The sequence below is a fragment of the Plesiomonas sp. genome (assembly GCF_051650925.1).
Taxonomy (GTDB): domain Bacteria; phylum Pseudomonadota; class Gammaproteobacteria; order Enterobacterales; family CAMTGL01; genus Plesiomonas.
Genome location: NZ_JBOFRH010000568.1, coordinates 1 through 7818 on the forward strand (window position 1 = coordinate 1; position 7818 = coordinate 7818).

At 51.2% G+C, this 7818-nt stretch carries 10 protein-coding genes; 8 read left to right on the top strand and 2 right to left on the bottom strand.

All coding sequences use genetic code 11. The annotated features are described in order from the left end of the window. Positions 1-92 precede the first annotated feature (92 nt). From thiS to thiH, 3 genes are read left to right on the top strand one after another with little or no spacing between them, the layout of a single operon-like run. Positions 93-362 carry a sulfur carrier protein ThiS gene (gene thiS, locus ACRC27_RS13450; RefSeq protein ID WP_438631788.1) on the top strand — a complete coding sequence of 90 codons (270 nt, stop codon included), beginning with the start codon at positions 93-95 and terminating at the stop codon, positions 360-362. A gap of 4 nt (positions 363-366) precedes the next feature. Then, the gene (locus ACRC27_RS13455) at positions 367-1161 is read left to right on the top strand and encodes a thiazole synthase (protein ID WP_438631790.1); all 795 of its coding nucleotides are present in this window, start codon (positions 367-369) and stop codon (positions 1159-1161) included. Then, positions 1158-2288, top strand: a complete 1131-nt coding sequence (thiH, locus tag ACRC27_RS13460; protein WP_438640114.1) for a 2-iminoacetate synthase ThiH — start codon at positions 1158-1160, stop codon at positions 2286-2288. Before ACRC27_RS13455 ends, thiH begins: the two co-directional genes overlap by 4 nt. Here thiH and ACRC27_RS13465 read toward each other — a convergent pair. Further along, positions 2280-2504 carry a hypothetical protein gene (locus ACRC27_RS13465; RefSeq protein WP_438640115.1) on the bottom strand — a complete coding sequence of 75 codons (225 nt, stop codon included), beginning with the start codon at positions 2502-2504 and terminating at the stop codon, positions 2280-2282. The genes thiH and ACRC27_RS13465 overlap by 9 nt on opposite strands. A gap of 26 nt (positions 2505-2530) precedes the next feature. Further along, on the bottom strand, positions 2531-3487 hold the full coding sequence (locus ACRC27_RS13470; protein ID WP_438623219.1) for a LysR family transcriptional regulator: 957 nt from the start codon (positions 3485-3487) through the stop codon (positions 2531-2533). Positions 3488-3581: 94 nt separating this feature from the next. Between ACRC27_RS13470 and ACRC27_RS13475 the strand changes: the two genes are divergently transcribed. The 5 genes from ACRC27_RS13475 to ACRC27_RS13495 all read left to right on the top strand — a co-directional run. Next, positions 3582-4772, top strand: coding sequence for a multidrug effflux MFS transporter (locus ACRC27_RS13475; RefSeq protein ID WP_438623218.1), 1191 nt, complete (start codon positions 3582-3584; stop codon positions 4770-4772). A gap of 204 nt (positions 4773-4976) precedes the next feature. Next, complete coding sequence (gene tsrA, locus ACRC27_RS13480) at positions 4977-5252, top strand: H-NS-like global regulator TsrA (RefSeq protein WP_438623217.1); 276 nt, start codon at positions 4977-4979, stop codon at positions 5250-5252. Positions 5253-5545: 293 nt separating this feature from the next. After that, the gene (ubiE, locus tag ACRC27_RS13485) at positions 5546-6301 is read left to right on the top strand and encodes a bifunctional demethylmenaquinone methyltransferase/2-methoxy-6-polyprenyl-1,4-benzoquinol methylase UbiE (RefSeq protein WP_438623216.1); all 756 of its coding nucleotides are present in this window, start codon (positions 5546-5548) and stop codon (positions 6299-6301) included. Between the two features lie 67 nt (positions 6302-6368). Continuing rightward, positions 6369-6974 (top strand): ubiquinone biosynthesis accessory factor UbiJ, encoded by a 606-nt coding sequence (locus ACRC27_RS13490; protein WP_438623215.1) that lies wholly within the window; start codon positions 6369-6371, stop codon positions 6972-6974. Further along, a partial coding sequence (locus tag ACRC27_RS13495; RefSeq protein WP_438640116.1) for an AarF/UbiB family protein occupies positions 6971-7818 on the top strand: 848 nt, incomplete at its 3' end. The genes ACRC27_RS13490 and ACRC27_RS13495, both read left to right, overlap by 4 nt.

A 7818-nucleotide genomic window follows, 5' to 3' on the forward strand; every position in this document is an offset into this window, starting at 1 on the left:
CAATTGGTGAAAATTAACGCTTGGCAGGGGCAGTGGCAGGCGCTTTATCCTGCCGCAGATCCGGCCTGTGTGGTGTGTGGAGCAACAGCAATATGAGCATCTATCAGGATAGGGAAATGCACGGTGAGGTAGCGGTTGAACCGGTGTTGTCGATCACACCAATATTTGTTCGCGTCAATGAGCAGCCCATGCAGGTGGCCGCTGGGCTGAGTATCAGTGCACTGTTGCAGCAGTGTGCCGTCAATCCGCAAGGGTGTGCATTAGCATTGAACGGTCAGATTGTGCCACGCAGCTGTTGGGGCAGCACGCCATTGCATGATGGCGATGATGTCATGCTGTTTCAAGCCATTGCCGGAGGTTGAGAGAATGGAATATCAGAAGGATAAAGCGAATGATCCGCTGCGTATTGCCGATCGGCTGTTTACATCACGGCTACTGACCGGCAGCGGCAAGTTTGCCTCGGCGACGGTGATGCAGCAAGCACTGGCTGCATCGGGATCAGAGCTGGTGACAATGGCGTTAAAACGGGTGGATTTACAGCAGCCCGATGAGCCGATTTTACGCGCGCTGCATACACTCCCTGCATTGCACTGGCTGCCCAATACCTCAGGCGCGCGGGATGCGCGCGAGGCTATTTTGGCCGCTCATTTGGCGCGAGAGGCGCTGGGAACACACTGGCTGAAATTAGAGATCCATCCTGACCCTAAGTATTTATTGCCCGATCCGATTGAAACACTCAAAGCGGCCGAAGTGCTGGTTGCTGAGGGTTTTACCGTGTTGCCCTATTGCCATGCCGATCCGGTGCTGTGCAAGCGTTTGGAGGAGGTGGGGTGTGCGGCAGTGATGCCACTGGGTGCGCCGATTGGCAGTAATCAGGGGCTAAAAACAGCGGAGTTTTTGCAGATTATCATCGAGCAGGCGCGTGTGCCGGTGGTGGTCGATGCTGGTATCGGCTCTCCGGCCCATGCTGCGCAGGCGATGGAGCTAGGTGCCGATGCGGTGCTGGTCAATACCGCGATTGCGGCAGCGCGTGATCCCGTGGCGATGGCGCGTGCGTTTGCGCTGGCGGTACAGGCCGGAAGGTTGGGGTATCTGGCCGGTCTTGCGGGGGCATCACAGCAGGCGCAGGCCAGCAGCCCGCTGACCGGATTTTTGCTATGAGAGAGCCTTTTACATCATTAACCCCAGTGGCCGATAGGCTAAGAGCTTTGAGTTGGGATGATATTCGTCTGCGTCTTTACAGCAAAACGGCTGCTGATGTTGAACGTGCGCTGACGCGATCTCAGCTTGATTTAGATGATTTTCAAGCACTGATATCACCGGCTGCTGCGCCCTATCTTGAGCAGATGGCGCAGCGAGCGCAGCAAAAAACAGTGCAACGATTTGGGCGCGCGGTGCAATTGTACATTCCCCTTTATCTCTCGAATTTGTGTGCTAATGAGTGCAGTTATTGCGGGTTTTCGATGAATTTACCGATCCGCCGAATGGCACTTAATCCGGCACAAATTGCGCGTGAGGGGCAGGCTATCCGCAGCCGCGGTTATCAGCATTTGCTGCTGGTTTCCGGAGAGGCAGAGACCAAGGTGGGGATGCCCTATTTTGTGCAGGCTCTGGATCTATTGCGTCCTCACTTTGCCCATTTATCGATGGAGGTACAGCCGCTGGATGAGGCTCAGTACCGTGAGCTGGCCGAACACGGGTTGGATGCCGTGCTGGTGTATCAGGAGACCTATCATCCGGTCAGCTATGCCCAGCACCATCTGCGAGGGAAGAAAAAAGACTTTCACTGGCGTTTGGAGACACCTGACCGGCTCGGTCGGGCAGGGATCAATAAAATAGGCCTTGGTGCGCTGTTTGGCTTGTCTGACTGGCGTACTGATGCCTTTTTTGTGGCGCAGCATTTAACCTTGCTAGAGCAGGTGTATTGGCGTAGCCGTTACTCGATCTCTTTTCCACGCCTGCGCCCTTGTGCTGGCAAAGGGGCTCAACAGTCGGGTATGAGTGAGCGTGAGCTGGTGCAGCTTATTTGTGCCTATCGTTTGTTTAATGATCAGGTTGAGTTGAGTCTGTCGACCCGTGAGTCGGCACGCTTTCGTGATCAGGTGTTTCCGCTTGGGATCACGGCGATGAGTGCCGAGTCATCAACCCAACCGGGTGGCTATGCTGAGCAAGATGCACGTTTAGAGCAGTTTAGTATTGATGATAATCGCACGACCGCAGAGGTGGCCGCGGCTATTTTAGCGCGCGGTTATCAGCCAGTATGGAAAGACGGCGAGCATTTACTCTGATAGGTTACGGTTGCGGCCTGTGGTGTTGCTTCTGGGGGGATGTGCGGTTGTGCTCCCCCCTAATTTAAAGAGGTATTTAACCTCATATTCAGCAAGATAGGTTTTCATCCTGCTTATATCGCTTATATCGCTTATATCGCTTATATAGGCTTCTTTTTGCTTTTGCTTTTGCTTTTGCTTTTGCTTTTGCTTTTGCTTTTGCTTTTGCTTTTGCATCCCTTAATAAGTATTGGTTTTTGTGGCTATGCCGTGACAGCGGTGGCCGGTAAGGTTAGCCGGTTTGACAGAAAAGTTCGCAGCCAGCGGTGTGCGGGATCTTGTTCATGCCGTTCATGCCAGAGCATTTGGTAGGCGACGGTCGGTGGCTGTAGCGGCAGTGGCAAGGTGGTCAGCGGATAGTGTGCGGTAACGTGGTCGGCAAAACAGCGCGGCACGGTAAAAATCAGATCAGTATGACAACAGATGGCGACTGCGCCAAAAAAATCGGGAACGCTGATGGGCATGTTGCGCTGCAAGCCGCGGCTGGCCAGCAGATAATCAAGTGACCACCACTCTCGCCCTTCACAGCGGGCCTGCACATGTTGCATGGCCAGATATTGTGTCAGATCCCACGGTTGTTGTAGCACCGGATGCTGCGCGCGCAGCAGACAAACGTGCTCATCGGTCAACAGTGTTTCAAAGCAGAGACCAGCCGGCAGTTGGTTGAGTTGCTGATCAGTGCTCGGATACAGTTCGCGAATGGTGAATGCCAGATCAAACTGCCCTTCGGCCAGCCCTTGTAGTGAGAGTGCACTCCACAAATGGGTGTGCAGTTGCAGGCGCGGTGCGCTTTGCAGCAGGCTGTTAATGAAGCGCGGTAGCAGTGTTTGATAGGCGCTTTCGAGCATCACGATATTGAAGTGGCGCTCACTGCTGGCGGGATCAAATTGCGGCGGGCGGGTTAATAGGTGCAGCTCATGCAGGATATTGCCCAGTGCCGGAGCCAGTTGTTCAGCATGATAAGTGGGGGTTAAGCCGTGCGCGGTGCGGAAAAACAGCGGGTCATCAAGTTGTTCGCGTAGGCGAGCGAGTGCTTTACTCACCGCCGATTGTGACAAGTGCAGGCGCTGGGCTGCGCGCGAAACGCTGGACTCTTCGAGCAGCACATGCAGGCAAACCAGCAAGTTAAGATCCAGACGAGACAGGCGATCAAGATTCATAGATATTCCATTAAGGAAAATGATATCGGAAAAAAAGCCATTTCACTTCATATCAGCACTCGGGTAGGGTAGCGCAAAAAACACAAGGTGCAATATGAATCCACGTAACTTAATTGGTTTGTTGGTGCTGCTGGTGATGTTTAGCCCGCTGGCGATTGATATTTATCTGCCGGCGATGCCGCTGATGCAGCAAGATTTACAGATGAGTACGGCGCAAGTGCAGTCAACGCTGGGGCTATTTTTACTCAGTTTGGGCGTTGGGCAGATTATTATTGGCCCGCTGACCGATCGTTTTGGTCGTCGCCCGGTACTGCTGGCCGGTATCAGTGTATATGCAGTCGCCGCGTTGCTCGGTACGTTGTCTGATCACTACTGGCTGCTGCAACTTTCGCGGATAGGTCAGGGAATTGGGGCATGTTCGACCTCTATTGTGGCGTTTGCTGCCGTGCGCGACTGCTTTAATGCGCGTGAAAGCGCCAAAATGTACTCTTATCTAAACGGTGCGCTGTGCATTATTCCCGCATTAGCACCGGCGCTAGGCGGGGTGTTGACGATTCAGTTTGGCTGGCGCGCCTGCTTTGCCTTTATGCTGCTGTTTGCGGTGCTGGTGGGGGCGGTGGCATGGCGTTTTATGCCGGAAACCCGCCCGCAGAATACGGTACACAGTGGCCGTTTATACCATTGGGCGCGTTATCAGCCGATTTTGCAGTCACGTACGTTTTTGCACTATGCGGCTATCTGTATGGCGGGAATGACCGGTATTCTCAGTTATGTCACTTACGCTTCAATGGTGCTGGTGGGCCAGTTACAGTTAAGTGAGCTGCAATTTAGTGCTTGGTTTAGCGGCAACGCTTTAATCAATATTGTGGCGTTCTTTTTAGCGCCAAAAGTGGTGCTAAAACTGGGTGAGCGCCGTGCGGTATTGCTGGGTCTAACGGTTTTTGTCAGCGCCGGTTTTGTGATGCTGTTCTCTGCACAGGTTCTGCCATTATCAGCACCCGCTTATATGTTGCCGATGGCACTGCTGTGTACTGGCTTTGCGCTGATGCTGGGCCCTGCTTCTGCGTTGGCATTGATGCCGTTTGCCGAGCGTGCGGGTACGGCTTCTGCGTTATTAGGCTGTATTCAGATGGGTGGTGCGGCGCTGATCGCATTTATTATCCAGCAAATAGGGTTGGATGCCCGTTTAGCGGTGGCATTGAGTGTGATTGTGATTGCCTTACCAATCTGGTTATTGAGTCTAAAAATTTGCAGAAAATGCGTTACTGAAATAATTACTGAATAAAATAAATAAAAAACTGAGCACAATGAGGCTTTGCCCGCTATTCAAGCGGGCTTTTTTTCGTCAGAATGCGTAAAATTATATGCACAGGGTATACTCTGTGTACTGTTTATTTAGACAACCACGCAAACTGTAATAAATCCTGCAATCTATTTCGTAGATTGTGCGATTTTCCATTCCTACACCTTATTGTATAGAAGAAGCGCTATGTCATCGTTTACTACATTTGAAATGGCCAAAATCATGAATCAGCTGGAAGACTCTCCAGAGAAAGTGATGTTTGGTCGAGTATTGAAAGAGCTATGTACACAAAGCCCTGAGCGTATTCGCTCTGCTGCGCGTCATGTCGAAATTAAAGAGTTGCGTGATCTGGTTCATCAATTACAAGTGGTGATCAGTGAAAAACGTGAAGAGCGTAAAGAGCAAATTTTACGTGCGATGGCCGCAGAAGGGATAGACCCGCAAGATTTACTCGGTGAGTAATTTTGGCGTGTAATTAACGTTACACGTTAATTTATTGTCGGCAATCTGGGTTAAAATTATTTAGATTGAAAATGGCGTGTATTGAAACGCTTTTTTGAAAACCCTTGTATTAAAACTGGGGGAGCGGTATTCATTCGCGTGTACATTTATTAAAAATGTCTCGAGCAGTATCCCATATCGCTACGCAGTACAGTGACAAGGTGCTTAATTAACCGTGATTAATCTTCATATATGGAGGCTGAACTGCGCTTGGGGTAAACTGGCGTAAATACATTTAGGCAAAGGCAATAGACATGGCAGAGCAGCCGCAGGAAACAACCCATTTTGGTTTCCGTACAGTCGCCAAGGAAGAGAAGGCCGGAATGGTCGCTGATGTTTTTCACTCCGTGGCGGCAAAATACGATCTGATGAACGATCTGATGTCGTTCGGTATCCACCGTTTGTGGAAGCGTTTTACGATAGATTGCAGTGGCGTACGCCGCGGGCAGCGCGTACTGGATTTAGCCGGTGGTACCGGTGATTTGACTGCCAAATTTTCCCGTCTTGTCGGCGAAACCGGCGAAGTGGTACTGGCTGATATTAATGACTCCATGCTGAAAGTCGGGCGTGCCAAGCTGCGCGATCTGGGTGTGGTGGGCAATGTCAGTTATGTACAGGCCAATGCCGAAGCTCTTCCCTTCCCTGATAACTATTTTGACTGTATTACCATTGGTTTTGGTTTACGTAATGTCACTGAAAAAGAGCAGGCATTACGCTCGATGTTTCGGGTATTAAAACCGGGCGGCCGTTTGCTGGTGCTTGAGTTCTCAAAACCGACCATTGAACTGCTGGGCAAAGTGTACGATACCTACTCATTCCATATTTTGCCGAAAGTGGGTGAAATGGTGGCTAATGACAGCGAAAGTTATCGTTATTTGGCTGAATCTATCCGCATGCATCCGGCACAAGATGTGCTCAAAGAGATGATGGAACAAGCCGGCTTTGACCAAGTGAGCTACTACAACTTAACCGGTGGTATTGTGGCTTTGCATCGCGGTTATAAATTTTAGTTCGTTACTGTTACGGTAATGGGCTGAATAAACTCTTGTTGTGATGTATGTGACGTAAAGGATGACTATGCCCTTACTCCCGCTGGTAACTGGTGTGTTAGAAACGGCGCTTAATGCCCTGATCAGCCAAAATACTGATGCTAAAAGTGCCTTATTACGGCTAAAAGGGCGTGTACTGGTGCTGCAATTGCGTGAATTTAGCGCGCCTTTGGTACTGGTATTCTCTGATCGGGTTGATATTTTGGCCGCGTGGGAAGGTGAAGCCGATTGCCGTATTCATACCGATCTCTTGACCCTCTCGGCACTGCGTGATCGTCGCCAGATCACCCGTTTAATCCGTGAACAGGCGCTCGATGTGCAGGGGGATATCCAACTGTTGCAACCGGTACAAACCCTGTTTGAGCAGCTTGACCTTGACCCTGCTACCCTGCTTGCGCCCTATACCGGTGATATTGTGGCACATGGCGTTAGCCGTGTGTTACGTGGCACGTTACAGGCTGTACAACAGCAGCACCAGCGCAACGAACACTATGTTGCACAAGTGCTGACCGAAGAGTGGCGGCTTGCGCCCGGCGGGCTGGAAGTGGCCTATTTTGCTGATCAGGTTGATGCTTTAGCCGTGCAACTTGCCGGCATTGAACAGCGGTTAGCCCGCTTGGAAAAACAGCCATGATGCCGAGTGATTTTCGCCGTTTATACCGCATTACACAGGTATTTTTAAGCTATGGCTTAGATGAACTGCTGCCTGATATGCGCCTGACATTGCCGCTGCGCATCGCGCGCAAAGGTATTTTTTGGATCAAAAATCAGCATCCGGAAAAACCGCTCGGTATGCGTCTGCGCCTTGCACTGCAAAGCTTAGGGCCTGTTTGGATCAAGTTTGGCCAGATGCTTTCAACCCGCCGCGATCTTTTCCCGCCGCATATCGCCGATCAGTTGGCTTTGTTGCAAGATCAGGTAGCCTCTTTTGATGGGCAACTGGCCCGTCAGCAGATTGATGCCGCGCTTGGCGTACCACTAGAGACACTGTTTGATGAGTTTAACCCGATAGCACTGGCTTCAGCCTCTATCGCACAGGTGCATACCGCGCGCTTGAAATCGAACGGGCAAGAGGTAGTACTGAAAGTTATTCGCCCTGATATCCTGCCGATTATCAAAGCCGATGTCAGGCTGATGTACCGCTTGGCCCGCACACTACCACGTTTATTGCCTGATGGTCGGCGTTTGCGGCCGGTTGAAGTAGTTCGCGAGTATGAAAAAACGCTGCTTGATGAACTAAACCTAATGCGTGAAGCGGCCAATGCCATCCAGCTGCGGCGCAATTTTACCGGCAGCCCGATGCTGTATGTTCCCGAGATCTATACTGATTATTGCCGCGAAAGCTTGTTAGTGATGGAGCGCATTTACGGTATTCCGGTTTCTGACATCAGCGCGCTGCATGCTAACGGTACCAACATGAAACTGCTGGCCGAACGCGGTGTGCAGGTCTTTTTCACACAGGTCTTTCGCGACAGCTT